26 protein-coding genes are annotated in these 24,905 nt (G+C 70.4%); 24 read left to right on the top strand and 2 right to left on the bottom strand.

All coding sequences use genetic code 11. The features are described 5' to 3' along the window. Positions 1-145: 145 nt before the first annotated feature. A complete protein-coding gene (locus ABEA43_RS52970; protein ID WP_345574270.1) occupies positions 146-913 on the bottom strand; it encodes an ABC transporter permease in 768 nt (255 codons plus the stop codon). Continuing rightward, positions 910-1,818, bottom strand: coding sequence for an ABC transporter ATP-binding protein (locus tag ABEA43_RS52965; RefSeq protein ID WP_345574268.1), 909 nt, complete (start codon positions 1,816-1,818; stop codon positions 910-912). Before ABEA43_RS52965 ends, ABEA43_RS52970 begins: the two co-directional genes overlap by 4 nt. A gap of 202 nt (positions 1,819-2,020) precedes the next feature. On the opposite strand from ABEA43_RS52965, the gene ABEA43_RS52960 reads away from it, so the two are divergent. From ABEA43_RS52960 to ABEA43_RS52845, 24 genes are all read left to right on the top strand, one after another. Next, complete coding sequence (locus ABEA43_RS52960) at positions 2,021-2,812, top strand: VOC family protein (RefSeq protein ID WP_345574266.1); 792 nt, start codon at positions 2,021-2,023, stop codon at positions 2,810-2,812. 101 nt (positions 2,813-2,913) lie between these two features. Further along, positions 2,914-4,155: a multidrug effflux MFS transporter gene (locus tag ABEA43_RS52955; RefSeq protein ID WP_345574264.1), complete on the top strand. Its 1,242-nt coding sequence runs from the start codon at positions 2,914-2,916 to the stop codon at positions 4,153-4,155. Between the two features lie 91 nt (positions 4,156-4,246). Further along, entirely contained in the window at positions 4,247-4,960 is a 714-nt protein-coding gene (locus ABEA43_RS52950) for a helix-turn-helix transcriptional regulator (protein WP_345574262.1), read from the top strand. Continuing rightward, positions 4,957-6,369, top strand: coding sequence for a Fe-S cluster assembly protein SufB (gene sufB / locus ABEA43_RS52945; protein ID WP_345574260.1), 1,413 nt, complete (start codon positions 4,957-4,959; stop codon positions 6,367-6,369). The genes ABEA43_RS52950 and sufB overlap by 4 nt, the downstream gene beginning before the upstream one ends. Further along, positions 6,369-7,487, top strand: coding sequence for a Fe-S cluster assembly protein SufD (gene sufD / locus ABEA43_RS52940; RefSeq protein WP_345574258.1), 1,119 nt, complete (start codon positions 6,369-6,371; stop codon positions 7,485-7,487). Before sufB ends, sufD begins: the two co-directional genes overlap by 1 nt. After that, the gene (locus tag ABEA43_RS52935) at positions 7,484-7,801 is read left to right on the top strand and encodes a non-heme iron oxygenase ferredoxin subunit (RefSeq protein WP_345574256.1); all 318 of its coding nucleotides are present in this window, start codon (positions 7,484-7,486) and stop codon (positions 7,799-7,801) included. The genes sufD and ABEA43_RS52935 overlap by 4 nt, the downstream gene beginning before the upstream one ends. A 2-nt stretch (positions 7,802-7,803) precedes the next feature. Then, complete coding sequence (gene sufC, locus ABEA43_RS52930; RefSeq protein WP_345574254.1) at positions 7,804-8,550, top strand: Fe-S cluster assembly ATPase SufC; 747 nt, start codon at positions 7,804-7,806, stop codon at positions 8,548-8,550. Beyond that, the gene (locus tag ABEA43_RS52925) at positions 8,547-9,803 is read left to right on the top strand and encodes a cysteine desulfurase (protein WP_345574252.1); all 1,257 of its coding nucleotides are present in this window, start codon (positions 8,547-8,549) and stop codon (positions 9,801-9,803) included. Before sufC ends, ABEA43_RS52925 begins: the two co-directional genes overlap by 4 nt. A 2-nt stretch (positions 9,804-9,805) precedes the next feature. After that, positions 9,806-10,246, top strand: a complete 441-nt coding sequence (gene sufU, locus ABEA43_RS52920) for a Fe-S cluster assembly sulfur transfer protein SufU (protein WP_345574250.1) — start codon at positions 9,806-9,808, stop codon at positions 10,244-10,246. Beyond that, entirely contained in the window at positions 10,243-10,602 is a 360-nt protein-coding gene (locus tag ABEA43_RS52915) for a metal-sulfur cluster assembly factor (protein WP_345574247.1), read from the top strand. Before sufU ends, ABEA43_RS52915 begins: the two co-directional genes overlap by 4 nt. Positions 10,603-10,903: 301 nt before the next feature. Further along, the gene (locus ABEA43_RS52910) at positions 10,904-12,655 is read left to right on the top strand and encodes a DEAD/DEAH box helicase (RefSeq protein WP_345574245.1); all 1,752 of its coding nucleotides are present in this window, start codon (positions 10,904-10,906) and stop codon (positions 12,653-12,655) included. 197 nt (positions 12,656-12,852) lie between these two features. Next, the gene (locus ABEA43_RS52905) at positions 12,853-13,875 is read left to right on the top strand and encodes a LacI family DNA-binding transcriptional regulator (protein WP_345574241.1); all 1,023 of its coding nucleotides are present in this window, start codon (positions 12,853-12,855) and stop codon (positions 13,873-13,875) included. A 135-nt stretch (positions 13,876-14,010) separates the two neighbouring features. Beyond that, a complete protein-coding gene (locus ABEA43_RS52900) occupies positions 14,011-15,690 on the top strand; it encodes an ABC transporter substrate-binding protein (RefSeq protein ID WP_345574240.1) in 1,680 nt (559 codons plus the stop codon). Between the two features lie 4 nt (positions 15,691-15,694). Continuing rightward, a complete protein-coding gene (locus tag ABEA43_RS52895; protein ID WP_345574238.1) occupies positions 15,695-16,681 on the top strand; it encodes an ABC transporter permease in 987 nt (328 codons plus the stop codon). Between the two features lie 4 nt (positions 16,682-16,685). Further along, positions 16,686-17,558, top strand: coding sequence for an ABC transporter permease (locus tag ABEA43_RS52890; RefSeq protein ID WP_345574236.1), 873 nt, complete (start codon positions 16,686-16,688; stop codon positions 17,556-17,558). Beyond that, the gene (locus tag ABEA43_RS52885; protein WP_345574234.1) at positions 17,555-18,595 is read left to right on the top strand and encodes an ABC transporter ATP-binding protein; all 1,041 of its coding nucleotides are present in this window, start codon (positions 17,555-17,557) and stop codon (positions 18,593-18,595) included. Before ABEA43_RS52890 ends, ABEA43_RS52885 begins: the two co-directional genes overlap by 4 nt. Positions 18,596-18,600: 5 nt before the next feature. After that, positions 18,601-19,503: an ABC transporter ATP-binding protein gene (locus tag ABEA43_RS52880; protein WP_345574407.1), complete on the top strand. Its 903-nt coding sequence runs from the start codon at positions 18,601-18,603 to the stop codon at positions 19,501-19,503. A gap of 159 nt (positions 19,504-19,662) precedes the next feature. Beyond that, positions 19,663-19,926, top strand: coding sequence for a phosphoribosyl-ATP diphosphatase (locus tag ABEA43_RS52875; RefSeq protein WP_132516046.1), 264 nt, complete (start codon positions 19,663-19,665; stop codon positions 19,924-19,926). Positions 19,927-19,991: 65 nt separating this feature from the next. Continuing rightward, positions 19,992-20,837: an ATP phosphoribosyltransferase gene (gene hisG, locus ABEA43_RS52870; RefSeq protein ID WP_345574228.1), complete on the top strand. Its 846-nt coding sequence runs from the start codon at positions 19,992-19,994 to the stop codon at positions 20,835-20,837. 54 nt (positions 20,838-20,891) lie between these two features. Next, positions 20,892-21,476 carry a carbonic anhydrase gene (locus ABEA43_RS52865; RefSeq protein WP_345574226.1) on the top strand — a complete coding sequence of 195 codons (585 nt, stop codon included), beginning with the start codon at positions 20,892-20,894 and terminating at the stop codon, positions 21,474-21,476. A gap of 69 nt (positions 21,477-21,545) precedes the next feature. Continuing rightward, positions 21,546-22,430, top strand: coding sequence for an ABC transporter ATP-binding protein (locus ABEA43_RS52860; RefSeq protein WP_345574224.1), 885 nt, complete (start codon positions 21,546-21,548; stop codon positions 22,428-22,430). Beyond that, positions 22,430-23,164: an ABC transporter permease gene (locus ABEA43_RS52855; RefSeq protein ID WP_345574222.1), complete on the top strand. Its 735-nt coding sequence runs from the start codon at positions 22,430-22,432 to the stop codon at positions 23,162-23,164. The genes ABEA43_RS52860 and ABEA43_RS52855 overlap by 1 nt, the downstream gene beginning before the upstream one ends. Continuing rightward, complete coding sequence (locus tag ABEA43_RS52850; protein ID WP_345574220.1) at positions 23,161-24,303, top strand: sensor histidine kinase; 1,143 nt, start codon at positions 23,161-23,163, stop codon at positions 24,301-24,303. The genes ABEA43_RS52855 and ABEA43_RS52850 overlap by 4 nt, the downstream gene beginning before the upstream one ends. Then, positions 24,300-24,905, top strand: coding sequence for a response regulator transcription factor (locus ABEA43_RS52845; RefSeq protein WP_345574218.1), 606 nt, complete (start codon positions 24,300-24,302; stop codon positions 24,903-24,905). Before ABEA43_RS52850 ends, ABEA43_RS52845 begins: the two co-directional genes overlap by 4 nt.

The raw sequence follows: 24,905 nt of genomic DNA, 5'->3' as shown, positions 1-24,905 counted from the left end.
GCCCGCAGCCCGGAGTGACCGCCCGAAGCCGCCGAGCCCGCAGCCCGGAGTGACCGCCCGAGGGCTCCGAGCCCGCAGCCCGGAGTGACCGCCCGAGGGCCCCGAGCCCGCAGCCCGGAGTGACCGCCCGAGGGTCGCGGGGGCGTCACTCCCAGCGGAACACGCGTGAGACCAGCCCCAGCGACAGCACCGCCCAGGCGGCGAGCACCGCCAGCGGGCCGAGCGGCAGCGCGGCGCCCTCCACGAAGACCGCCCGCAACCCGCCGGTCAGCGCCGAGATGGGCAGCACCTCCAGCACCGGCCGCGCCCCCTCGGGGAACTTCGTCAGCGGGAAGATCACCCCGCCGGCCCCCAGCAGCACCAGGTAGACGAGATTCGCCCCGGCCAGCGTGGCCTCCGCGCGCAGCGTGCCGGCCATGAGCAGCCCCAGCCCGCTGAACGCCGCCGTGCCCAGCACGATCAGCAGCGCCGCGCTCAGGAACGACCCGTGCGGCCGCCACCCCAGCGCCAGCCCCACGGCCACGATCACCACGACCTGGATGGCCTCCACGGCCACCACGGCCCCCGTCTTGCCCAGCATCAGCCCGGCTCTGGACAGCGGCGTGGCGCCCAGCCGCTTCAGCACGCCGTAGCGGCGCTCGAAGCCCGTCGCGATGGCCTGCCCGGTGAAGGCGGTGGACATGACCGCCAGCGCCAGCACGCCCGGGGCCAGGAAGTCGACCCGCCTGCCGCCGCCGACGTCGATCAGCGGCGCCAGCGAGAACCCGGTCAGCAGCAGCACCGGGATGATCATCGTGAGCAGGAGCTGCTCGCCGTTGCGCAGCATCGCGCGGACCTCGGCGCCCGCCTGGGCCAGCACTATGCGCGGGAACGGCGCGGCGCCGGGCGCCGGGGTGAAGTCCAGCGCGGTCATCGCAGCTCCCTGCCGGTCAGTTCGAGGAAGACGTCTTCGAGCGTGCGCCGCTCGATGCGCAGGTCGTCGGCCGTGACGCCCTCGGCCGCGCACCAGGCCGTCACCGTGGCCAGCAGCTCGGGGCCCACCTGGCCCTCGATGATGTAGTGGCCGGCGGGCGACTCCTTGGCCGCGCTCCCCATGGGCAGCGCGTTGAGCAGCTCCTCCAGCGTCAGCCCAGGACGGGCCCGGAACCTGAGCTGCCGCTCGGCCCCGGTCAGTGAGGCCGGGCTGCCCTGGGCCACCACGCGCCCCCTGTCGATGATCACCACGTGGTCGGCCAGCCGCTCGGCCTCGTCCATGTGGTGCGTGGTCAGCACGATCGACACGCCCGCGCCGCGCAGCTCGCCGACGAGCTCCCAGCAGGCGTGCCTGGCCTGCGGGTCGAGGCCGGCCGTCGGCTCGTCGAGGAAGACCAGCTCGGGCCGCCCGATGACGGCCGCGGCCAGCGACAGCCGCTGCTGCTGCCCGCCCGACAACCGCCGGTACGGGGTGCGTACGTGCTCGTCGAGCCCGAGCCGCACCAGGAGCGCCTGGGCGTCGAGCGGACTGGCGTAGAAGCGGGAGACCAGCCGCAGCCACTCGGCGCAGCGCATGGCCGGCGGCACGCCGCCCGCCTGCAGCATGACCCCGACCCGGGGCCGCAGCTCGGGCAGCGCGGGCGCCAGGCCGAGGACCCTGACCGTGCCCGCGTCGGCCTTGCGGAACCCCTCGCAGATCTCGACCGTGGAGGTCTTGCCGGCGCCGTTGGGACCGAGGACCGCGGTGACGGCGCCGCGCTCGGCGCGGAGGGACAGGCCGTCGAGGGCGGTCCTGCCGCCGTAATGTTTGACCAGGTCGACGATCTCGACGGCTGGGGATTCCATGGCCATGAGTTTAGGGACTACCCCGCCCGGTCCGGGCCGCAGGTGAGCACGAGTCGGGCAGGACCGCAAGTATGGCGGATGCATGCCGGGCGCATGGCCGGCGCATGGCCGGATGTGGACAGGCCCTGACCCGCTCGTTTCCAGGAAAGTGTCGGGACGGAGTGAAAGTCTGACGGTGAGCTCCACGTCACAGGAGGTTGCAATGTCGCAACGCAGTGCGTACGACCCGGGAGTCCCGTGCTGGGTGGACCTGTCCAGCACCGATGTCGACGCTTCCGCCCGCTTCTACGGAGAGGTCTTCGGCTGGGAGGCCGACATGATCGCCGATCCGGCGGCCGGCGGCTACGGGATGTTCCGTCACCAGGGCAAGAAGGTCGCCGGGCTGGGCCCGGTGGCGAGCCCGGTGGCGAGCCCGGTGGCGAGCGGGGAGCGCGCCTCGGTGTGGAACACGTTCATCGCCACCGACGACGCCGCGGCCGTCGCCGACAAGGTCAGGAAGGCGGGCGGCACCGTCGTCATGGAGCCGATGGCGGTCTTCGACCAGGGCACCATGACCGTCTTCCGCGCCGCCGACGGCTCCTACGCGGGCGCCTGGCAGGCGGGCGGGCACCACGGCGCCGAGCTGGTCAACGAGCCGGTCTCGTTCTGCTGGAACGAGCTGATCACGCGCGACCCGGCCGCCGCCGAGAGCTTCTACCCGGCCGTCTTCGGCTGGACCCCCAACCTGCTCGAGATGGGCGGGGTCAAATACACCGAGTGGCACGCGGGCGAGCCGGCCGTCGGCGGCATGATGGAGATGTTCGCCGACTACCCGGCCGAGACGCCCTCGTTCTGGATGACGTACTTCGCCGTCGCCGACCTCGACGCCACCACCGACGCCGCCGAGCGCGCGGGCGGGTCGGTCCTCGTGCGCGGGGAGGACGCGCCTCCCGGCCGCTTCTCGATGATCGCCGATCCGCAGGGGGCGGGCGCTGTCCATCATCCAGCTGCGTGAAATCGGCTAAATATCTGATAACCGGGAATTAGGAGGACCTAATCCTGGTTTGATCCCTCGGCCCTCGTGGGCCGCAAGCCCATGAGGGAAGGGGATTACGCATGTCCGTGGCCGAAGCCACGTCCGCGTCCACCGCCGCAGCGCCGGCCGAGCAGAAGAAGAGCGGCAGCCGGGGGTTGCTGCTCCTGATCCTCGGGGCCTTGTCGGCGATCGGGCCGCTCTCCATCGACATGTACCTTCCCGCGCTGCCCGCCATCACCTCCGAGATGCTCAGCGCTCCCGCCCAGGTCCAGCTCACGCTCACCGCCTGCCTCATCGGCGTCTCCGTGGGCCAGGTGATCGCCGGGCCGGTGAGCGACGTGCGCGGGCGGCGGGTGCCGCTGATCGTGGGCGTGGCCGGATTCATGCTGGCCTCGCTGCTGTGCGCGTTCGCGCCCTCGGTGCCCATGCTCATCGCCTTCCGCCTGCTCCAGGGCATCCTGGGCGGCGCCGCCCTGGTGATCGTGCGCGCGGTCGTGCGCGACCTGTACGACGGGGCCGCCATCGCCCGCATCTTCGCCACGCTGATGCTCGTCAGCGGCCTGGCGCCGATCCTGGCGCCCATCGCGGGGGCCCAGCTCCTCGCGTTCACCTCGTGGCGCGGCGTCTTCGTGGCGCTCAGCATCGCGGGGCTGGTGCTGCTGCTGGCCGTGCTGCCCGGCGTGCGTGAGACGCTGCCCGCGGACAAGCGCGAGAGCGGCGGGCTGAAGCACACCGTGGCCACGTTCTGGAAGCTGCTGCGCGACCGCGCGTTCATGGCCTCCGCGCTCACCGCGGGCCTGGCGTTCGCGGCCATGTTCGGCTACATCTCCGGCTCGCCGTTCGTGCTCCAGGAGGTCTACGGCGCCACGCCCCAGCAGTACTCCCTCATCTTCGGCCTCAACGCCCTGGCCCTGACCGTCATGGCCCAGGTCGGCGGCCGGCTCTCCGGGCGGGTGCCGCCGGTGCTCCTGGTCCGCATCGGCCTCGGCACCGCCCTGGTCGGCGCCGCGCTGCTGATGACCGCCGCGCTCGCCGGGCTCGGCCTGTGGGGCATCGTCAGCGGGCTGGTCGTCATCATGCTCGGCCAGGGCCTGACGCTGCCCGGCACCGGCGCGCTCGCGCTGGGCTCGCAGCCCGCCCAGGTCGCCGGCAGCGCCTCGGCCCTGCTGGGCGTGCTGCAGTTCGCGCTCGGCGCGGCAGCGGCCCCGCTGGTCGGTTTGGCCGGATCGGGCTCCGCGCTGCCCATGGCCTGTGTCATGCTCGGCCTCATCTGCTGCTCCGCCCTGACGTTCACGATCTTGGGCCGGGCAAAGGTTAGGTAAGGCTACCCTGCGTGATAAATTCCATCCCGCTCCTGCTCAGATCCGTTTGTGAAGCGGGAAGGAATTACGGCACACTGATGTTGTGAAAAACATGCGGACGATCGAGCCCAGCAGCGAGCGCAGCACACGCGCGCGTGTCGCCAGGCTGATCCTCGAGCATGGTCCCGTCGCGGCCGCCGCGCTGGGCGAGCGGCTCGGGCTGACGCCCGCCGCCGTCCGCCGTCATCTTGACGCGCTGCTGGCCGACGGGATGATCGAGCCTCGCACGGTCCGGCCGCGCGGCCAGCGCGGGCGGGGACGGCCCGCCAAGTTGTTCGCGATCACCGACGCGGGGCGCAGTGCTTTCGAGCACGCCTATGACGACCTGGCCGGGAGCGCGCTGCGTTTCCTGGCCGAGCGCATGGGAAAAGAAGCCGTGTCCGACTTCGCCCGCTCGCAGGTCAAGGGCCTGCTGAGGCGGCTGGAGCCGGTCATGCGGACGGTGCCGGCCGACCAGCGCGTGCAAGTGCTGGCGCAGGCGCTGTCGGCGGAGGGATATGCCGCCTCGGCCACCAAGGCCAAGTCGGGCGGCGACCAGCTCTGCCAGCATCACTGCCCGGTGGCACACGCGGCTGCGGAGTTCCCGCAGCTCTGCGAGGCCGAGACGGAGGCGTTCGCGCAACTCCTCGGCACACCGGTGCAGCGCCTGGCCACGATCGCCCACGGCGACGGGGTCTGCACGACGCATGTGAGCCCGCAGTCGCTGGGTGATTCCGCACATAGAGGCAAGAGCCTTAACGAAGAGAGCAAGGAGACCGGAAGGTGACTGTCACCGACCGCCCGGAGCTGGAAGGCCTCGGCAATTACAAGTTCGGCTGGGCCGACTCGGATGCAGCCGGGTCCACGGCCAAGCGTGGCCTGTCCGAGGAGGTCGTCCGCAACATCTCCGCGCTCAAGAACGAGCCGGAGTGGATGCTCGACCTTCGCCTGAAGGGCCTGCGCCTGTTCGGCAAGAAGCCGCTGCCCACGTGGGGCTCCGACCTCACGGCCATCGACTTCGACAACATCAAATACTTCGTGCGCTCCACCGAGAAGCAGGCCGCTTCCTGGGACGAGCTGCCCGCGGACATCAAGAACACCTACGACAAGCTCGGCATCCCCGAGGCGGAGAAGCAGCGCCTCATCGCCGGTGTCGCCGCCCAGTACGAGTCCGAGGTCGTCTATCACAAGATCCGTGAGGACCTCGAGGAGAAGGGCGTCATCTTCGCCGACACCGACTCGGGCCTGAAGGAGCACGAGGAGCTCTTCAAGGAGTACTTCGGCTCGGTCATCCCGGTGGGCGACAACAAGTTCTCCGCCCTCAACACCGCCGTGTGGTCCGGTGGCTCGTTCATCTACGTGCCGCCGAACATCGAGGTCGAGATCCCGCTGCAGGCCTACTTCCGGATCAACACCGAGAACATGGGCCAGTTCGAGCGGACCCTGATCATCGTGGACGAGAACAGCTACGTCCACTACGTCGAGGGCTGCACCGCGCCGATCTACTCCAGCGACTCGCTGCACAGCGCCGTCGTCGAGATCATCGTGAAGAAGAACGCCCGCTGCCGTTACACGACCATCCAGAACTGGTCGAACAACGTCTACAACCTGGTCACCAAGCGCGCCGTGGCATACGAGGGCGCGACCATGGAGTGGATCGACGGCAACATCGGCTCCAAGGTCACGATGAAATACCCGGCCGTCTACCTCATGGGCGAGCACGCCAAGGGCGAGACGCTGAGCGTCGCGTTCGCCGGCGAGGGCCAGCACCAGGACGCCGGCTCGAAGATGGTGCACCTCGCGCCCAACACGAGCTCCACCGTCATCTCCAAGTCGGTGGCGCGCGGCGGCGGCCGCACCTCCTACCGCGGTCTCGTGCAGATCGAGGAGGGCGCCCACGGCAGCGCCAGCACCGTCAAGTGCGACGCGCTCCTGGTCGACCAGATCAGCCGCTCCGACACCTACCCCTACGTCGACGTCCGCGAGGACGACGTCTCGATGGGGCACGAGGCCACGGTCTCCAAGGTCAGCGAGGACCAGCTGTTCTACCTCATGAGCCGCGGGCTCGGCGAGGACGAGGCGATGGCGATGATCGTGCGCGGCTTCGTGGAGCCGATCGCGCGTGAGCTGCCCATGGAATACGCGCTCGAGCTCAACCGGCTGATCGAGCTGCAGATGGAAGGAGCCGTCGGCTGATGGGCCTGAACGAGAAGCCCTTGTCGACCCTGCACGAGAAGGCGTCCTACGACCTGGACGACTTCGACGTCCCGACCGGGCGTGAGGAGGCGTGGCGCTTCACGCCGCTCTCGCGCCTGAAGGGTCTGCACAACGGCAAGGCGGCATCCGGCCACGTCCGCGTGGACGTGGACGCCGCCCCCGAGGTGACCGTCGAGACCGTCGGCCGCGACGACGCCCGGCTCGGCAAGGCATACACGCCGGCCGACCGGGTCAGCGCGCAGGCCTGGACCAGCTTCGAGAAGGCGACCGTGATCACGGTGCCGCGCGAGACGGTCGCGTCCAAGGAGACCGTCCTGACGCTCACCGGCTCCGGCGAGGGCGCGACCTACGGCCACATCGTGGTCAAGGTCGAGCCGATGGCCGAGGCCGTGGTCGTGCTCGACCACAAGGGCAGCGCCGTCTACGCCGACAACGTCGAGTTCGTCGTCGGCGACGGCGCCTCGCTCAAGGTCGTCAGCCTGCAGGACTGGGAGCACGACGCGGTCCACGTCTCCCACCACCACGCGCAGCTCGCCAAGGACGCGACGTTCCGCAGCTTCGTGGTGACGCTCGGCGGCGACCTCGTACGCCTGTCGCCCAGCGTGTCCTACACCGGCCCCGGCGGCGACGCGGACATGTCCGGCGTCTACTTCGCGGACGCGGGCCAGCACCTGGAGCACCGCCTGCTGGTCGACCACTCGCAGCCCAACTGCAAGAGCAACGTCGACTACCGCGGCGCCCTGCAGGGCACGGACGCGCACGCCGTCTGGATCGGCGACGTGATCATCAGGGTCGAGGCCGAGGGCACCGACACCTACGAGCTCAACCGCAACCTCATCCTCACCGACGGCGCCCGCGCCGACTCGGTGCCCAACCTGGAGATCCTCACCGGCGAGGTCGCCGGGGCGGGGCACGCCTCCGCCTCCGGCCGGCTCGACGACGAGCACATCTTCTACCTCCAGGCCCGCGGCATCCCCTACGACGAGGCCCGCCGCCTGGTCATCAGGGGCTTCCTGGGCCAGCTCATCGAGAAGATCCAGGTCGAGGAGATCCGCGAGCGTGTGCTCACCGCGGTGGAGGCGGAGCTCGCACGATGAGTTTCGAGAAAGTATGCAAAGTCGAGGACGTCCCCGACGGGGGCGTGCTCGGCGTCGAGGTCGGCGAGACCCCGGTCGCACTGGTCCGTAAGGGCGAAGACGTCTTCGCCCTGCACGACGTCTGCTCCCACGCCGAGGTCAAACTCAGCGAGGGCGAAGTCTACGACGGCACCCTCGAGTGCTGGCTGCACGGCTCGTGCTTCGACATCCGCTCGGGCAAACCGACAGGACCGCCCGCCACCAGGCCCGTGAACGTCTACACAGTCAAGATCGACGGCGATGACGTCCTCGTCTCGCTCTCGAAGGAGTCATAACCGTGTCAACCCTAGAGATTCGTGAGCTGCACGTCGCCGTCGAGGACAAGGAAATCCTGCGCGGCGTCAACCTGACCGTGAAGGCGGGCCAGACCCACGCCATCATGGGCCCGAACGGCTCGGGCAAGTCGACGCTCGCCTACGCGATCGCCGGTCACCCCAAATACACGATCACCGGCGGCCAGGTGCTGCTCGACGGCGTGGACCTGCTGGAGCTGTCCGTGGACGAGCGGGCCCGCGCGGGCCTGTTCCTGGCCATGCAGTACCCGGTCGAGGTCCCCGGCGTGTCGGTCTCGAACTTCCTGCGCACGGCCGTCACCTCCGTCCGCGGCGAGGCGCCGAAGCTGCGCGAGTTCGCCAAGGACCTCAAGGGCGGCATGGACGCGCTGTCCATCGACCCCGCCTTCGCCCAGCGCAACCTGAACGAGGGCTTCTCCGGCGGCGAGAAGAAGCGCCACGAGATCCTCCAGATGGAGCTGCTCAAGCCGAAGATCGCGGTGCTCGACGAGACCGACTCCGGCCTCGACGTCGACGCGCTGCGCGTGGTGTCGGAGGGCATCAACCGCTTCCGCGCCTCCGGCGAGACCGGCGTGCTGCTGATCACGCACTACACCCGCATCCTGCGCTACGTGAAGCCGGACTTCGTGCACGTCTTCGCGGCCGGCCGGATCGTCGAGGAAGGCGGCCCGGAGCTGGCGGACAAGCTCGAGGCCGAGGGCTACGAGCAGTACACGAAGGCATCTGCATGACTTCCACCAGCTTTGACGTGGAGAAGATCAGGAAAGACTTCCCGATCTTCTCCCGCGAGCTGCCCGACGGGCGTCCGCTCGTCTATCTCGACTCGGGCAACTCCTCGCAGAAGCCCAACCAGGTCATCGAGACCATGCGTGACCACCTGGCGCTGCACTACAGCAACGTCGGGCGGGCCATGCACGTGCTCGGCGCCGAGTCGACCGACGCCTACGAGACCGCCCGTGACAAGATCACGGGCTTCGTCGGAGCGCCGTCGCGCGACGAGGTGATCTTCACCAAGAACGCCTCCGAGGCGCTCAACCTGGTGGCCTACGCCTTCGGCAACCCGACCAACACCGACCCGCGCTTCACCCTCGGGCCCGGCGACGAGATCGTCGTGTCCGAGATGGAGCACCACTCCAACATCGTGCCGTGGCAGCTGCTCGCGCAGCGCACCGGCGCGACGCTGAAGTGGTTCGGCGTCACCGACGAGGGCCGGCTCGACTTCGACCCCGCGGTGATCACCGAGCGGACGAAGATCGTCTCGATCGCCCACCAGTCGAACGTCCTCGGCACCGTCAACCCGGTCGTCGCGGTGGCGGCACGGGCGCACGAGGCCGGCGCGCTGATCATGCTCGACGCGTCCCAGTCCGTGCCGCACCACCCGGTGAACGTGACCGAGCTGGGCGCCGACTTCGTGGCCTTCACCGGTCACAAGATGGTCGGCCCCTCGGGCATCGGCGTCCTCTGGGGCAGGGCCGAGCTGCTGGAGGCCATGCCGCCGTTCATGGGCGGCGGCGAGATGATCGAGGCGGTCTGGATGGACCACTCGACGTACGCGCCGATCCCGCACAAGTTCGAGGCGGGCACGCCGCCCATCGTCGAGGCGATCGGGCTGGGCGCGGCCGTCGACTACCTGACCGAGGTCGGCATGGAAGCCGTCGAGGCGCACGAGCGCGCCCTGACGGCCTACGCGCTCGACGCCCTGCGCGAGGTGCCCAGCCTGCGGCTGATCGGCCCCGACTCGCTGGAGCTGCGCGGCGGCACGGTGTCGTTCACGCTGGAGGGCATCCATCCGCACGACGTCGGGCAGATCCTGGACGACCAGTTCGGCGTCGCCGTCCGCGTGGGGCACCACTGCGCGCGCCCGCTGCACCTGCGCTTCGGAATAGCGGCGACCACGCGGGCGTCGTTCTACCTGTACAACACGACGGGCGAGATCGATGCCCTGGTCCGCGGTCTCCATCACGTTCAGAAGGTGTTCGCATAGCCATGATCGGCGAGTCGATGTACCAGGAGCTGATCCTGGAACACTACAAGCACCCGCAGGGGCGGGGGCTTCGCGAGCCGTACGACGCCGAGGTTCACCACGTGAACCCCACGTGCGGCGACGAGATCACGCTCAGGGTCAAGGTGGGCGACGCCGGCAAGATCCTCGACGTCTCCTACGACGGCCAGGGCTGTTCGATCAGCCAGGCCGCCGCCTCCGTGCTGCACGAGCTGACCACCGGCTCGACGGTCGAGGAGACGCTCTCCGTGGTCGATGAGTTCACCAGGCTCATGCAGGGCAGGGGGAAGGTGGCGGCCGACGAGGAGGTGCTCGGCGACGCGGTCGCGTTCGCGGGCGTGGCCAAGTTCCCCGCACGTGTTAAATGTGCGTTGCTTTCCTGGATGGCCTATAAGGACGCTGTTGTGAGGAGTGCTGCCGAATGAGTAAGCCAGTGGAGACTCCCACCTCCTTCGACGGTGACGCCACCGTCGAGGAGATCATGGAGGCGCTCAAGGACGTCGTCGACCCCGAGCTCGGCATCAACGTCGTCGACCTGGGCCTCATCTACGGGCTCAACCTCGACCCCTCCGACGGCGGCCAGCCCGTGGCGACCATCGACATGACCCTGACGAGTGCGGCGTGCCCGCTGACCGACGTCATCGAGGACCAGGCCCACTCCGCCCTCGACGGCATGGTCTCCGACGTCAAGATCAACTGGGTCTGGCTGCCGCCGTGGGGCCCGGACAAGATTACCGACGAGGGCCGTGACCAGCTGCGTATGCTAGGCTTTAACGTCTGATCATTTCTGCTGTTACGGCTGATGTTAGGCATCAGCCGCGTCAGCGTGCCGAGGAGGGTTTCGGAACGCCCGGACCCGTCTGGGGAATATCCGATATCCTCCCGGCGTTGGCACCAGGTACACCTGACGTCTCATTGCGCGTCTTGCGCCGCCTGCGGCCGGTGCCTCCGGTGTACCCCCCTTAATCGACCCGCCCCGTTGGCGGGTGTCCCGAACGTGTACGGCCCCCGCCGTACGTCCCGGCTCGTCCTTTTCGCAGAAGTGACGCGCCACTTCGACGAAAGGCACGAATTTCGTGACCATGCTTGACGCTGTCATGCCCTCCCTCGGCGAAGGCGCCCCTGAGCCGGGCCCGTCCGAGTTCGAGCTGCTCGGGTTGCCGAAGCCGCTCATCACGGGGCTGGCCAAGCAGGGCATCGACAGCCCCTTCCCCATCCAGAGCGCGACGATTCCCGACGTTCTCGCCGGGCACGACGTGCTCGGCCGTGGCCAGACCGGCTCCGGCAAGACTTTGGCCTTCGGCCTGCCCACCATGGCCCGCCTCGCGGGCGTCCGGCCGGCCCCCGGCCGTCCCCGCGCCATGATCCTGGTGCCCACCCGTGAGCTCGCGCTCCAGGTGCACGACGCCCTTGAGCCGCTGGGCCGCGGCCTGGGCCTGCGCATGAAGGTCATCGTCGGCGGCATGTCCATGGGCAAGCAGATCGAGGCGCTGCGCCGTGGCGTCGACGTCGTCATCGCCACCCCCGGCCGCCTGGGCGACCTCATCCGGCAGGGTGAGTGCTCGCTCGGCGAGGTCGAGGTCAGCGTGCTCGACGAGGCCGACCACATGTGCGACCTCGGCTTCTTCCCCGTCGTCACGGAGCTGCTCGCGCAGACGCCGGCCGACGGGCAGCGGCTGCTGTTCTCCGCCACGCTCGACGGCGACGTCGACAAGCTGGTGCGGCGTTTCCTGAACAACCCGATCACCCACTCCGTGGCGCCGGCGACCTCGCCGGTCGACACCATGGAGCACCACGTGATCCAGGTCACGCGTGACGACAAGTTCGACGTGACGGCCGAGATCGCCAACCGCGAGGGCCGTACGATCATCTTCGTCCGCACCCAGCACGGCGTGGACCGGCTATGCAAGCAGCTGGCCAGGGTCGGCGTCAAGTCGGGCGGCCTGCACGGCGGCAAGCGCCAGAACCAGCGCACGCGCATCCTCGCGGAGTTCCGCGAGGGTTCGGTCAACGTGCTGGTCTGCACCGACGTCGCGGCCCGCGGCATCCACGTCGACAACATCAGCCTGGTGCTGCACGTCGACCCGCCGCAGGACCACAAGAGCTACCTGCACCGGGGCGGCCGCACGGCCCGTGCGGGCGAGAAGGGCACCGTCGTCACGCTGGTGCTGCCCAACGAGCGCCGCTCGACCGACGCGCTCACCCGGCGCGCCGGGATCCACCCGTTCAGGCTGAAGGCGAACCCCGGTAACCCCCGCCTGGCCGAGGTGACCGGTGCCCGCCAGCCGAGCGGCGAGCCCGTCCCCGTCTGGGAGCCGGACGTCCGCAAGCCGCTGCGTCCGCGCCGTGAGGGCGGTCACGGCGGTGGCGAGCGTCGCGGTGGCCGTCGTGGCGGTGGCCGTCGTGACTTCGACGGCGAGCGCCGTCCGCGGCGCCACGAGGACGGCGACCGTCCGCTGGCCGGCGGCGCCGCCGGCGAGGACCGTCGTCCGCGCCGGCCGCACACCGAGGGTGAGCGCCCTGCCGGGCGTCCCTCGCAGGACCAGCCCCGCACGTTCTCCGACGACCGTCGCCGTGACGGTGGCCGGGCGCGTGGCGGGTTCCGCTCCGACGACCGCCCGGTTCGTCAGGACGACCGCGGCCAGCGCGCCGGCGGCGGGGTTCGCCCGGCCGACGACCGCGGCGGCCGCCCGGCCGCCGACCGTGGCCGTCCGTTCTCGACCGACCGCGACCGCGCGTTCCGCTCCGACGACCGCGCGCCGCGCGACGGCTACCGCTCCGGCGGCGGCCGTGTGGACGAGCGCCGCAGCACGGGCAGCCGCTTCGAGCGCTGACCCGGACGACCGGCCACTGACGACCGGTCACTGATCCGCCGGCTGCCCGCCGCACCTCTCGCAAGGAGGTGCGGCGGGCAGTCGTCATTTCCGGGTGCGCCCAGGGCTTGCGTCCTGGGCGTCTTTCATGTCACATGTCTTCTCGTAAACGAGCGGGTACGGTCTAAATGAACCGGTAAATCAGCAAGGACGGCCGCATGAAGCGACCCACGATCGACGACATCGCGCGCCGGGCGGGCGTCTCGAAGGGCGCGGTGTCGTTCGCGCTGAACGGCCGCCCCGGCGTCTCCAGCGAGACGCGCCGCCGGGTCCAGGCCATCGCCGCCGAGCTGGGCTGGCAGCCGAACAGCCTGGCGCGGGCCCTGTCCGACGGGCGGCCCGACGTGCTCGGCCTCGTCGTGGACCGGCCGGCGCGCACGCTGGGGCTGGAGCCGTTCTTCATGCAGCTGATCTCCGGGATCGAGGCCACGCTGTCGGAGGCGTCCGTCGGGCTGCTGCTGCAGATGACCGAGGACCACGAGGCGGAGATCGCGATCTACCGGAAGTGGTGGGGGCAGCACCGGGTGGCCGGGGTGTTCGTCGTGGACCTGCGGGCCGCGGACGCCAGGATCGCCGCGCTGGAGGAGCTGCGGCTGCCCGCCGTGGTCATCGGGGGTCCTGAGGGGACGGGCGGGCTGCCCGCCGTCTGGAGCGACGACGCGGGCGCGATCGCCGTGGCGGTGGAGCACCTGGCCGGGCTGGGGCACCGCAGGATCGCCAGGGTCGCGGGCCCGCGTGAGCTCAGGCACACCGGCGTGCGGACCGCGGCCACGCGCGAGACGGCCGCCGGGCTCGGCGTGGAGTGCCGCACCGTGTACGCCGACTACAGCGGCGAGGGCGGCGAGCGGGCCACGCTCGCGCTCCTGCGGGCGGACGAGCGGCCGACCGCCATCATGTACGACAACGACGTGATGGCCGTGGCGGGCACCGCCGCCGCCCGCGAGGCCGGGTTCTCGGTGCCCGCCGAGCTGTCGATCGTGGCCTGGGACGACTCCGCCCTGTGCCTGCTGGCCAGGCCGCATCTGACGGCGGTGAGCAGGGACATCCCCGCCTTCGGCGCCCAGGCCGCCCGATCGCTGCTCGACCTGGTCCTGGGCCGCCCCGTGGCGGACACGCAGCAGGCCAGGCCGAGGCTGGTGCTCAGGGACAGCACCGCCGTCTGCCATGAATCGGTTCAGTAACCAAGCGGAAATCTGCTCGACCAGCCATTGCAACTAAACGGGTTTAGTGATGGCATGTCCGTCAATGGGAGCGCTCCCAACCGTGCTGTTCAGGGCTAATCGATTGCTGCCTGTACCCCCCACCTGGAGAAGCAGATGAGAGTCAAGCTCATCGTGGCGGGCGTCGCGCTCGCCGCGCTCGCCGCCTGCTCGGGCGGCGGCGTCCCGCTGACCGCCGGCAGTACGGCGCCGACGACCGCCTCCGCTCCCAAGGCCGCCACGGACACGATGGTGAACGTGGTCGGCGGCACCGGCCAGTTCAACGAGAACCTCAACCCCCTGGTCCAGGGCACCCCCAACCTGATGGGCACGTGGGGGATGATCTACGAGACGCTGATGTTCTTCAACCAGTCGAAGTCCGGCGACATCCAGCCGCTCCTGGCCACCAAGTACGCGTTCGGCGACGAGGGCAAGTCGCTCACCTTCACCCTGCGCGAGGGCGTGAAGTGGAACGACGGCAAGCCGTTCACCGCCGAGGACGTCGCGTTCAACTTCCTCTACCGCAGGGACAAGAAGGACCTGAACGCCGCGGGCAGCAACATCGTGGACGCGCAGGTCCTGAGCCCCGCGCAGGTGAAGATCACCTTCAGCGAGCGGATGTACACCAAGCTCTGGGACATCGCCGGCAACTCGTACATGGTGCCCAAGCACGTGTGGGAGAAGATCGGCAAGCCCAGCAAGGAGATCAACGTCAAGCCGGTCGGCACCGGGCCGTTCATGATGGGCGAGTTCACGCCGCAGAGCTACACGCTGGTCAAGAACCCGCAGCACTGGGACACCGGCAAGCCGAAGATCCAGGGCCTGCGGTTCTGGTCCTTCAACAACAACGACGCCTCCCTGCAGGCGCTGGTCGCCGGGCAGATCGACTGGGGCGCGATGTTCATGGCCGACCCCGACAAGCAGTTCGTGGCCAAGGACCCCGCGCACAACACCTACAAGAACGAGGCCCATCTCTACATCACCAACCTGGTGCCGAACCTGACCAAGGCCCCCACGAACGACCTGGCCGTCCGCCAGGCGATCAACCTGGCGCTCGACCGTGAAAAGATCGTCGACCTGGCGTTCGCCGGGCTCGGCAAGCCGGTCAGCCCGCTGGGTGTGGTGCTCCCGCTCTTCCAGGACTACGTCTCGCCCAAGCACGCCGCGCTGACGCTGGAGTACAACCAGGACAAGGCCCGCCAGACCCTGGAGGCGGCCGGGTACGCCAAGGACGGCGACGGCTTCTACGCCAAGGACGGCAAGCGCGTCTCCCTCACCTGCCACCTCGTCAGCGGCTGGACCGACTACATCTCCGCCGCCCAGGTCATCAAGCAGCAGCTCAAGGAGGTCGGCATCGAGTTCAAGGCGAAGGAGGTCTCCTTCAACGCCTTCACCGACATCCAGCAGAAGGGCGACTTCCAGCTGATGATGTGGAACGCGTGGGGCGGCCCGCACCCGTTCTACATGTACGACAACATCCTCAACAGCAAGAACGTCCCCCCGGCCCGGCAGAACATCGCCCGCTACAAGAACCAGGCCGTGGACGACGCGCTGGCGCTCATCTCCACCACGCCGCCCGAGCAGGCGGACATCATCAAGCAGGCCATCTTCACCATCCAGGACGCGGTCGTCGCCGACCTGCCCTACATCCCGCTGCAGCAGTCCAGCTCGCTGGCCGAGTTCAGGACCGCCAACGCGACCGGCTGGCCCAGCGAGCAGAACCCGTACGCGCTCGGGCTGCCCTTCTCCCATCCCGACAACGGCATCGTGGCCAAGAACCTCGAGCCGGCGCAGTAGTCGCATGGCATACCTGTGGCGCAAGCTCGGCTTCTACACGGTGGCGCTGTGGGCGGCACTGACGATCAACTTCCTCATCCCGCGGCTGATCAGGGGCAACCCGGTCGACATCATCATGGCGCGGTTCCAGTCCAGGCAGCCGCCGCCCCCGGAGTTCCGCAAGACCCTGGAGGTGATGTTCGGGGTCAGCGACGAGCCGCTGTGGCTGCAGTACCTGGCCTACCTGCGTCACCTGGCCATCGGCGACATGGGCACCTCGGTCACCTACTATCCGACCCCGGTCACCACGGTGATCGGGCAGGCGATGCCCTGGACGCTCGGCCTGGTCTCGATCTCGCTGCTGATCACGATCGGGCTGGGCGTGGGGCTGGGCATGGTGGCCGGCTGGCGGCGGGGGAGCTGGCTGGACGGGCTGATCCCGTCCACCACGTTCCTGGCCGCGATCCCGTACTTCTGGCTGGCCCTGCTCCTGCTGTACTTCCTCGGCGGCGCGCTCGGCTGGTTCCCGCTCAACGGCGCCTACGACTACGCCCGCGTGCGCATGGGGTTCACCGGCGACTTCCTCGGCAGCGTGCTCTACCACGGCGCGCTGCCCGCGCTGACGCTGGTGATCTCGGGCATCGCGGGGTGGATGCTGGGCATGCGCAACATGATGGTCTCGACCATGGCCGCGGACTACGTGGTCATGGCGCAGGCCAAGGGGCTGCGCCCGCGCCGGGTGATGATCGCCTACGCCGCCCGCAACGCCGTGCTGCCCAGCGTGACCGGGTTCGCGATCACGCTCGGCTTCTTCGTCGGCGGCCAGGTCGCCACGGAGGTGGTTTTCTCCTATCCCGGCGTGGGCTTCGCCCTGCTCCAGGCGGTCGGCAGCGCCGACTACCCGCTGATGCAGGGCATCTTCCTGATGATCTCGGTGGCCGTGCTGGCCGCCAACCTCCTGGTCGACCTGCTGTACGGGCTGATCGACCCCCGAGTGCGGAAGGCGGCCTGAGATCATGACCGCTGTTGTGATTCCGGCAGCGCCCCCCGACCGGCTGCTCGGCCTGCCGAGGTCGCGCAAGCTCGCCGCCGGCCTGGCGATCGTCGGCTTCTTCGCCGTGCTGGCCGTCGCCGGGCCCCTGCTGGCGGGCGATCCTGAAGCCCTCGTGGGCGGCCGGCTGGACCCGCCGTCGGCGGACCTGTGGCTCGGCTCCACCGACACCGGGCAGAGCGTGCTGGGCCAGCTCCTGACCGCCACGCGCGGGTCGATGCTGATCGGCGTGGTCGCCGGGGTGCTGGCCACGGCCGCCTCGCTGGTCGTCGGCGTGGTCGGCGGCTATGTCGGCGGCTGGCTGGACGAGGGGTTCTCCCTGCTCAGCAACGTCACGCTGGTGATCCCCACGCTGCCGCTGCTGATCCTGGTCGCCGACTACGTCGAGGACAGCGGGCCGTTCACGTACGCGCTGATCATCTCGCTGATCACCTGGGCGGGCCCGTCGCGGGTGATCCGCTCGCAGGTCATGTCGCTGCGCAGCCGCGACTACGTGGACGCGGCCCGGGTGAGCGGCGAGCCGGGCTGGCGGATCATGGTCTTCCAGATCCTGCCGAACCTGACCCCCGTCATCGCCTCCGGGTTCGTCTGGGCGGTGATCGGCGCGATCCTCACCGAGTCCGGGCTGTCCGCGCTCGGCCTGGGCGGCGGCACGGTCGCCTCCTGGGGCGGGATGCTCTACTTCGCCCAGAACGGCTCCGCCCTGTCGATGGGCGCCTGGTGGTGGTTCGTGCCGCCGGGGCTGTTCATCGCCGCGCTCGGCACCGGGCTGTCCCTGATCAACTTCAGCATCGACGAGCTGATGAACCCGCGACTGCGAAAGGGGGCCGCCGCGTGAGCGACCCCGTCCTGTCCGTACGCGGACTGAGCGTGGCCTACGGCACGACCCGGGCGGTCCGCGACGTCAGCTTCGAGCTGGGCCGCGGCCAGGTGCTCGGCATCGCCGGCGAGAGCGGCTGCGGCAAGTCCACGCTGGCGTACGCGATCAACCGGCTGCTGCAGCCGCCCGGCCGCACCACCGCCGGCGAGGTCGTCTTCCATCCGGCGGGCGGCGACCCGGTCGACGTCCTCGCCCTGGAGGACGAGGCGCTGCGGCGCTTCCGCTGGCGGCGGGTGGCCATGGTCTTCCAGAGCGCCATGAACGCGCTCAACCCCGTGCTCAGCGTCCGCCGCCAGCTCCACGACGTCTTCACCACCCACGAGCCGTCCATGTCGCGGCGTGAGCGGGAGGAGCGCTGCCGCGAGCTGCTCGACCTGGTCGGCATCGACCCGGCACGCATCGGCGCCTACCCGCACGAGCTGTCCGGCGGCATGCGGCAGCGGGTGCTGATCGCGATGGCGATGGCGCTCAACCCCGACGTGATCGTCCTGGACGAGCCCACCACGGCGCTGGACGTGGTCGTGCAGCGCGACATCCTGGAGGAGATCGACCGGCTGCGCGAGCGGTTCGGCTTCGCCGTCGTCTTCATCACCCACGACCTGTCGATGCTGCTGGAGATCAGCGACCAGCTCGCCATCATGTACGGCGGCCGCATCGTCGAGTACGGCACCAGCAGGGACACCCTGCTCAACCCCCGCCACCCCTACACCGTCGGCCTGCTCAGCTCCTTCCCCCGCCTGCGCGGCGCGCGCCAGGAGCTGCACGGCATCCCCGGCAGCCCGCCCGACCTGGCCGAGGAGCGGCCGGGCTGCTCGTTCGCGCCCCGCTGCCCGTACGCGTTCGAGGGCTGCCACACCCACGAGCCCGAGCTCGGCGCCGTCCAGGACTCCCTGGTGGCCTGCCTGCAGTACGACCGCGGGCCGCATCCCGCCCGCCCCGACCGGCGCCTGCTGGAGCGGCGCTTCGAACCCGCCGAGCACGAGGTGACCCCGTGACGTCGATGACCGTCAGCCACCTGAGCAAGACCTTCAAGCTGGCCAGGAAGGAGTGGCTCAAGGCGGTCGACGACGTCTCCTTCGAGCTGACCTCGGGCGCGACCACGGCGCTCGTGGGGGAGAGCGGCAGCGGCAAGTCCACGATCGCGCGCATGCTGGCCAGGCTGGTCAGGCCCACCTCGGGCGAGATCCTGCTGGAGACCTCCGACTACCGCAAGGACGTCCAGATGGTCTTCCAGGACCCGTTCGGGTCGCTCAACCCGGCCCACACGATCGGCTACTGCCTGCGCCGCCCGCTGGAGATCCACAAGCAGCCGGGCACTGCGGAGGAGCTGCTGGAACGGGTGAACCTGCCCGCCGCGTACGCCCGCAGGTATCCGCACGAGCTGTCCGGCGGCCAGCGGCAGCGGGTCGCGATCGCCAGGGCGCTGGCGCCGCGTCCGAAGGTGCTGCTGGCCGACGAGCCGGTCTCCATGCTGGACGTGTCGATCAGGCTGGAGATACTCAACCTGATCGACCGGCTCAAGCGGGAGGAGGACCTGGCCGTCCTCTACGTCACCCACGACCTGGCCACCGCACGGCACTTCGCCCGCGACATCATGGTCATGTACCGCGGGCAGATCGTCGAGCGTGGCCCGGCCGACGACGTCATCCTCGCGCCCGGGCACCCGTACACCCAGCTGCTCGCCGAGGCCGCCCCCGACCCCTGGGCGGCGCACGAGGCTCCGGGGCGCCGGCGGGAGCCGCGCCGGGAGCGCGGGACCGGGCCGCCGGTGACGGACGGATGCCTGTTCAGGACGCGCTGCCCGCACGCCGTGGACGCGTGCGCGGACGAGATCGCCGTCCATGGCGAGGAGCACCTCGTCCGGTGCGTGCTGCGGGAAAGCGAGCCGGCCCGCCGGAGCTGAGCGCCGCCGGCGTGTCCTTCGCCGGGTGGAGAAGACCGCAGGAGCCCGCAAGGCGCTGGGCCGAAGAAAGCGCCGTCTCGCGTGGCGGACGCGGGGCGGCGCCACCCTCTCACGCAGACTAGGCTTAACAGGCACGTCAGCCGACCGACGAGAGAGACCATGAAGACCTTCGAAGAGCTGTTCGCCGAGCTGTCAGAGAAGGCCACGACCAGGCCCGCGGGCTCGGGCACCGTGGCCGCGCTCGACGCGGGCGTCCATGCCATCGGCAAGAAGGTCGTCGAGGAGGCCGCCGAGAGCTGGATGGCCGCCGAGCACGAGTCAGACGACAGGGCCGCCGAGGAGATCTCTCAGCTCCTCTACCACGTGCAGGTGCTCATGATCGCCAAGGGCATCGGGCTCGACCAGGTCTACAAGCATCTCTAGGGCGCCGCGCGCCCGCCACCGCCAGCCCTGGAGAAGCGACAGCGAGACAAAAAGAAGGACCTGACATGCTGCGTCTGGCAGTACCCAACAAGGGCGCGCTCAGCGAAGCCGCCCAGCACATGCTCAAAGAGGCCGGCTACCGCTCCCGCCGGGACAGCAAGGAGCTCGTCGTCGTCGACGAGGACAACGGCTGCGAGCTGTTCTTCCTGCGGCCCCGCGACATCGCCGTCTACGTCGGAGAGGGCACCCTCGACGTCGGCATCACCGGCAGGGACATGCTGATCGACTCCGGCGCGCCGGTCGAGGAGATCATGCCGCTCGGCTTCGGCGGCTCCACCTTCCGCCTGGCCGCCCTGGCGGGCACGATGTCGTCGGTCAAGGACCTCGACGGCCAGCGGATCGCCACCTCCTACGCCGGGCTGCTCGACAAATACCTGTCCGACCAGGGCGTCGACGCCCGGGTGATCAAGCTGGACGGCGCCGTCGAGACCGCCATCAGGCTCGGCGTGGCCGACGCGGTCGCCGACGTGGTCGAGACCGGCACGACGCTGCGCAACGTCGGCCTGGAGGTGTTCGGCGACCCGATCATGCGGTCGGAGGCCGTGCTGATCAAGCGGCAGAGCACGCCGGAGACGCCCGGAGCCGGGCAGCTCGTCCGCCGCATCCAGGGCGTCGTGCACGCCCGCGACTTCGTCATGATGGACTACGACATCCGCGCGGAGCGGATCGAGGAGGCCATCGCGCTCACGCCCGGCATGGAGGGCCCCACGGTCTCCCCGCTGCACCGCGAGGGCTGGGTCGCGGTGCGCGCCATGGTCCGGCGCAAGGGCCACCAGCAGGTGATGGACCAGCTCTGGGACATCGGCGCAAGAGCCATCCTGGTCACCGACATCTACGCCTGCCGCCTCTGACATCTGCCCGCCAGGCCTGTGCGCGAGCGGGGGCCCGGCGGGCATATCGCAGCCGTGCGTGACGAACCGATCGCCTGGCGTGGTGCTGCCAGGCACATGTGGGCGTTATTGGAGCAGGGCAACCGGCGCTGGGCCGCGGGCACGTCCCGCCGCCCGCGCCAGGACCCCGAACACAGGAGACAGGTGGCGGCCGGTCAGTCGCCGCGCGCGGTGGTGCTGTCCTGCATCGACTCGCGGGTGCCGCCCGAGGTGGTGTTCGACGCCGGGCTCGGCGACCTGCTGGTCGTGCGCACGGCGGCGCACACGCTCGACTCCCTGGTCACCGCGGCCGTCCAGTACGGCCCGCAGGACCTGAGAGCCCGCCTCGTCGTCGTGCTCGGTCATCAGCGCTGCGGCGCGGTCACGGCGGCCGCCCGCGCCTTACGCACGCGGCAGACGCTCCCCGGCGAGCTGCCCGCCATCGTCGCCGCCCTCGAACCCGCCTACGCCACCTCGGACGGCCAGGTCGAGCCCATGGTCCGCACCCACATCCTGCGCACCGTCGCCCGCCTGAGAGCCGACCCCATCCTGTACGCCGCCGCCACCGTGATCGGCGCGTACTACAGCCTCGACACCGGCCTGGTGAGCCGGGTGGCCTGACAAATGTCACGGCCAACCCCGGAAGGAACGCACTGACCCCGCCAGATCCCCGGCCCTAGCGTTTTCCCCATGAACGCCATCGTGTTCGACAACGTCAGCAAGCACTACGGGGACGTGCTCGCCGTCGACGACCTCTCGCTCGCCATCGAGCCGGGCAGGACCGTGGCCCTGCTGGGCCCGAACGGGGCCGGCAAGTCGACCTCCATCAACCTGCTGCTCGGCCTGCTCGCGCCCACCCAGGGCACGATCTCCATCCACGGCCGCACCCCCGCCCAGGCCGTCAAGGACGGCGAGCTGGGCGCCATGCTCCAGGACGGCGCGCTCATCCCGGAGCTGTCCGTCAAAGAGCTCGTCGACCTGGTACGCAGGCTCTACCCGAACCCGCTGGAGCTGGGCGAGATCCTGGAGCTGGCCGACCTGACCGCCCTGGCCGGGCGGCGGGCCGGCAAGCTGTCCGGCGGCCAGGCCCAGCGGGTCAGGTTCGCCCTGGCGATGGCGGGCGCGCCCAGGATCCTGCTGCTCGACGAGCCGACCGCGGCCATGGACGTGGAGTCCAGGCTGCGGTTCTGGGCCGGCATGCACGACTACGCGGCGGGCGGCAGGACCGTGCTGTTCGCGACCCACTATCTGGAGGAGGCCGACGAGCACTCCGACCGGGTGATCGTCATCGCCAGGGGCCGGGTGGCCGCCGACGGCACCGCCGCCGAGATCAAGCGGGGCGTCGGCGGGCAGACCGTCCGCTTCGCCCTCGGGGAGCAGCCCGCCGCCGGGCTCGGCACGCTCCCGGGCGTCAGCGCCGTCGAGGTCTCCGCGGGCGTCGTCACGCTGCACACCTCCGACACGGACGCCACCGTCGCCGGGCTCTACCGGGGCACCACGCTCGACGTGCGCGACCTGCACCTGTCCGGCGCCGACCTCGAAGCCGCCTTCCTCGCGATCACCAGGGAGTCCTGATGCTCTACTACGGCAGAACCGAAGCCCTGCGCATGCTGCGCAACCGGCGCTACCTCATCTTCGTGGTCGTCTTCCCCGTCGTCCTCTACCTGATCAACGCCAACATCTACGGCGATCAGGTCGACGAGTCCGGCGTCAGCTACAGCGTCGGGCTGATGGTGTCGATGGCCGCCTACGGCGCGCTGGCCTCGTCCATGATGAGCTCCGCCGTGCCCTGGGCCACGGAACGCCAGTCCGGCTGGCTGCGCCAGCTCCAGATCACCCCGCTGCCGAACTGGGCGATCATCGTCACCAAGCTGGTCGCCGCGATGGTGCTCGTGCTGCCCTCCCTGCTGCTGGTCAGCCTGGTCGCGATCGTGCAGCAGGGCGTGTCGCTGCCGCCCGGCCGGTGGGCGCTGCTGCTGATCACCCTGTGGCTCGGAACCGTCCCCTTCGTCGCGCTCGGCCTGGCGATCGGGTCGGTGCTGTCGGCCGACGCCGCCCAGCCCGCGGCCATGCTCTGCATGTTCGCGCTGGCGCTGGCCGGCGGCCTGTGGTTCCCGCCCGAGATCCTCGGCGCCACCATGAAGACCATCGCGGGGCTGACCCCCTCCTTCCACTACGCCGCGCTCGGCTGGAGCGTGGTCGGCGGCCACGGCCTGCCCATGACGGATCTCCTCGTCCTCGCCGGGTGGGCGCTGGGGCTCGGCGGCGTGGCGGTCTACCTCTACCGCCGGGCTACTGTTCGGGCATGAGCTTCGCCGAACGGATCAGCTTCGCCGGGGACGAGGACACGCCGTCGCGCGGGCGGCGGCTGCTCGGCATCTCCGTCGGCCTGGTCTACCTCGTCTTCCCCGTCACGGAGATCGTGGTGGGCGTGCTCACCGGGGCCCGGGCGATCTGGGCGGGCGTGCTGCTCCTCACCTTCGTCGCCGCGTTCCTGGCCACGGTGCTGAGCGTGAAGAGCTTCCTGGAGCGGGGCCGCTGGACCTATCCGCTGCTCGCGCTCACCACCGCCCTCGGCGTGACCGGCGCGCTGGTCTTCGGCGGCTCCTGGCTCAGCCTGCCCGTCTACACCGTCGTCCTGTACGGATTCACGCTGCCGCCCGCGCTCGCGCTGTGGGCCATGCTGGCCAACCTGGCCGTCGTCATCGTCGCGGGCATCATCAACCACAGCGAGCTCGAAGGCATCATCGTCCTGGCGTTCCAGGTGGTGACGCTCGGCGTGCTGTTCATCAGCGTCCGCAACAGCAGGGTGCTCAACGTCAAGCTCCGGCTGGCCCAGGACGAGGTGGCCAGGCTGGCCGTGACGGAGGAGCGGCTGCGCATCGCCCGCGACCTGCACGACCTGCTGGGCCACAGCCTGTCGCTGATCGTGCTCAAGAGCGAGCTGGCCGGGCGGCTGGCGGAGGAGTCGCCGCAGGCCCGCAAGGAGATGGCGGACATCGAGACCGTGGCCAGGAAGGCGCTGACGGAGGTGCGCGAGGCGGTCACCGGCTGGCGGCAGCGCAGCCTGCCGGAGGAGATCGACGGCGCCAGGGCCGTGCTGCGCGCGGCGGGCGTGCGCGAGCAGGTGCGCGTCGCGGGGACGCCGCTGCCGGCCCCGCTCGACGGGCTGTTCGGGTGGGCCGTGCGCGAGGGCACCACGAACGTCGTGCGGCACGCACGGGCCACGACGTGCGAGATCAAGGTGACGTACGAGGGCGGGGAGGCCATCCTGGAGATCGTGGACAACGGCAAGGGCGGCGTCGAGCCGTACACGCCGGGCAGCGGGCTGCGCGGCCTCGGCGAGCGGGCGGCGGACGCGGGCGGCACGATGACCGCCGGGCCGCGGCCCGGCGGCGGGCACCACCTCAGGCTGCTCGTCCCGGCCGGCGCGAAGGCGCGCGCATGATCCGGGTGCTGCTCGCGGAGGACCAGGGCATGGTGCGCGGCGCGCTGGCCTCCCTGCTCGGCCTGGAGCCCGACATCGAGGTCGTCGGCGAGGCCGCGAACGGCGCGGAGGCCGTCGCCGTCGCCGCCAAGGTGCGGCCCGACATCGCGCTGCTCGACATCGAGATGCCCGTGATGGACGGGCTCACCGCCGGGGCCGAGATCACCGCCCAGGTGACGGGCTGCCGGGTGATGATCCTGACGACGTTCGGGCGGCCCGGATACCTGCGCACGGCGATGGAGGCGGGCGCGGTGGCGTTCATGGTCAAGGACAGCCCGGCCAGGGAGCTCGCGGCGGCCATCCGGCGCGTGCACGCGGGGGAGCGGGTCATCGACCCCGCGCTGGCCGCGGCGGCGCTCAGCGCCGGGCCCAACCCGCTGTCGGCGCGCGAGCGCGACGTGCTGGCGGCCGCGGCCGACGGCTCGACGATCGGCGACATCGCCAGGCGGCTGCACCTGTCGGAGGGGACCGTGCGCAACTATCTGTCCTCGGCCATCCAGAAGACGCACGCCCGCAACCGCATCGAGGCCGTGCAGCGGGCCAAGGCCCAGGGCTGGGTCTAG

This window comes from Nonomuraea rosea (assembly GCF_039539705.1).
GTDB classification, from domain to species: Bacteria; Actinomycetota; Actinomycetes; order Streptosporangiales; family Streptosporangiaceae; genus Nonomuraea; species Nonomuraea rosea.
This window is presented reverse-complemented; position numbering and strand designations above follow the sequence as displayed.

What these genes read in the sequence shown, in the direction of transcription:
- ABEA43_RS52970 (WP_345574270.1), bottom strand. Translation starts at nt 913, where the DNA reads ATGACCGCGCTGGACTTCACCCCGGCGCCCGGCGCCGCGCCGTTCCCG.
- ABEA43_RS52965 (WP_345574268.1), bottom strand. Translation starts at nt 1,818, where the DNA reads ATGGAATCCCCAGCCGTCGAGATCGTCGACCTGGTCAAACATTACGGC.
- ABEA43_RS52960 (WP_345574266.1), top strand. Translation starts at nt 2,021, where the DNA reads ATGTCGCAACGCAGTGCGTACGACCCGGGAGTCCCGTGCTGGGTGGAC.
- ABEA43_RS52955 (WP_345574264.1), top strand. Translation starts at nt 2,914, where the DNA reads ATGTCCGTGGCCGAAGCCACGTCCGCGTCCACCGCCGCAGCGCCGGCC.
- ABEA43_RS52950 (WP_345574262.1), top strand. Translation starts at nt 4,247, where the DNA reads ATGCGGACGATCGAGCCCAGCAGCGAGCGCAGCACACGCGCGCGTGTC.
- sufD (WP_345574258.1), top strand. Translation starts at nt 6,369, where the DNA reads ATGGGCCTGAACGAGAAGCCCTTGTCGACCCTGCACGAGAAGGCGTCC.
- ABEA43_RS52935 (WP_345574256.1), top strand. Translation starts at nt 7,484, where the DNA reads ATGAGTTTCGAGAAAGTATGCAAAGTCGAGGACGTCCCCGACGGGGGC.
- ABEA43_RS52925 (WP_345574252.1), top strand. Translation starts at nt 8,547, where the DNA reads ATGACTTCCACCAGCTTTGACGTGGAGAAGATCAGGAAAGACTTCCCG.
- sufU (WP_345574250.1), top strand. Translation starts at nt 9,806, where the DNA reads ATGATCGGCGAGTCGATGTACCAGGAGCTGATCCTGGAACACTACAAG.
- ABEA43_RS52915 (WP_345574247.1), top strand. Translation starts at nt 10,243, where the DNA reads ATGAGTAAGCCAGTGGAGACTCCCACCTCCTTCGACGGTGACGCCACC.
- ABEA43_RS52910 (WP_345574245.1), top strand. Translation starts at nt 10,904, where the DNA reads ATGCTTGACGCTGTCATGCCCTCCCTCGGCGAAGGCGCCCCTGAGCCG.
- ABEA43_RS52905 (WP_345574241.1), top strand. Translation starts at nt 12,853, where the DNA reads ATGAAGCGACCCACGATCGACGACATCGCGCGCCGGGCGGGCGTCTCG.
- ABEA43_RS52900 (WP_345574240.1), top strand. Translation starts at nt 14,011, where the DNA reads ATGAGAGTCAAGCTCATCGTGGCGGGCGTCGCGCTCGCCGCGCTCGCC.
- ABEA43_RS52895 (WP_345574238.1), top strand. Translation starts at nt 15,695, where the DNA reads ATGGCATACCTGTGGCGCAAGCTCGGCTTCTACACGGTGGCGCTGTGG.
- ABEA43_RS52890 (WP_345574236.1), top strand. Translation starts at nt 16,686, where the DNA reads ATGACCGCTGTTGTGATTCCGGCAGCGCCCCCCGACCGGCTGCTCGGC.
- ABEA43_RS52880 (WP_345574407.1), top strand. Translation starts at nt 18,601, where the DNA reads ATGACCGTCAGCCACCTGAGCAAGACCTTCAAGCTGGCCAGGAAGGAG.
- ABEA43_RS52875 (WP_132516046.1), top strand. Translation starts at nt 19,663, where the DNA reads ATGAAGACCTTCGAAGAGCTGTTCGCCGAGCTGTCAGAGAAGGCCACG.
- hisG (WP_345574228.1), top strand. Translation starts at nt 19,992, where the DNA reads ATGCTGCGTCTGGCAGTACCCAACAAGGGCGCGCTCAGCGAAGCCGCC.
- ABEA43_RS52860 (WP_345574224.1), top strand. Translation starts at nt 21,546, where the DNA reads ATGAACGCCATCGTGTTCGACAACGTCAGCAAGCACTACGGGGACGTG.
- ABEA43_RS52855 (WP_345574222.1), top strand. Translation starts at nt 22,430, where the DNA reads ATGCTCTACTACGGCAGAACCGAAGCCCTGCGCATGCTGCGCAACCGG.
- ABEA43_RS52850 (WP_345574220.1), top strand. Translation starts at nt 23,161, where the DNA reads ATGAGCTTCGCCGAACGGATCAGCTTCGCCGGGGACGAGGACACGCCG.
- ABEA43_RS52845 (WP_345574218.1), top strand. Translation starts at nt 24,300, where the DNA reads ATGATCCGGGTGCTGCTCGCGGAGGACCAGGGCATGGTGCGCGGCGCG.